This is a genomic window from Bacteroidota bacterium, from assembly GCA_030017895.1.
GTDB lineage: Bacteria > Bacteroidota > Ignavibacteria > UBA10030 > BY39 > JASEGV01.
On the sequence record JASEGV010000169.1, the window covers coordinates 1 to 647 of the forward strand.

Annotated in this window: 1 protein-coding gene; it reads left to right on the plus strand. The window is 38.5% G+C overall.

Annotated elements, in window-relative coordinates:
* Positions 1-212 precede the first annotated feature (212 nt).
* Positions 213-524: a T9SS type A sorting domain-containing protein gene (locus QME58_14490; protein ID MDI6805019.1), complete on the plus strand. Its 312-nt coding sequence runs from the start codon at positions 213-215 to the stop codon at positions 522-524.
* Positions 525-647 lie beyond the last annotated feature (123 nt).

Sequence of the window (647 nt, forward strand, 5' to 3'; positions counted from 1 at the left end):
GTTTTTTATACATAATTTATTGCTTCAAAAGTAACTTTCCAACTTAAGCATTATAGTATAACAATCTTCTTTCTATTGACCCCGTTCCCCCCTCAATTGCTGATGATGCATTAATTGGTATAGAAAATATCTGGGGAAGTAAGGGTGTATCGTACAGAAACAATGGAGCGGGTGGACCTATATTTAGTTCACCTCTTGCACTGATGTTCGGTATGAATAATCAAGTACTTCCTGTTGAGCAAATTGAATCAGGCTTGGTTAGCGAATACAAGTTAGCGCAAACCTATCCCAATCCTTTCAACCCAACGACAATTATCAATTATCAATTGCCAATCGGGAGTTTGGTAACATTAAAAATATACGATGTTCTCGGTCGTGAACTGACTACACTAGTGAACGGTTTCGAAGAAGCGGGATATAAGTCAGTAGAATTTGATGCAAGTAATTTCCCGAGCGGTGTGTACTTCTACCGGATACAATCTGGTTCGTTTAGTGAAACCAAGAAACTTATTTTGATGAGGTAATATCTTGTATGTCGAAATGCCATTTCGACTTACATAGCCCCGATTTATGAACAATCTTTCGTTAGGTAAAAAATCGGAAGATTTACAGAGCCGGTTTCTCAGCGTGGGAAGTCGGCTCTTTTT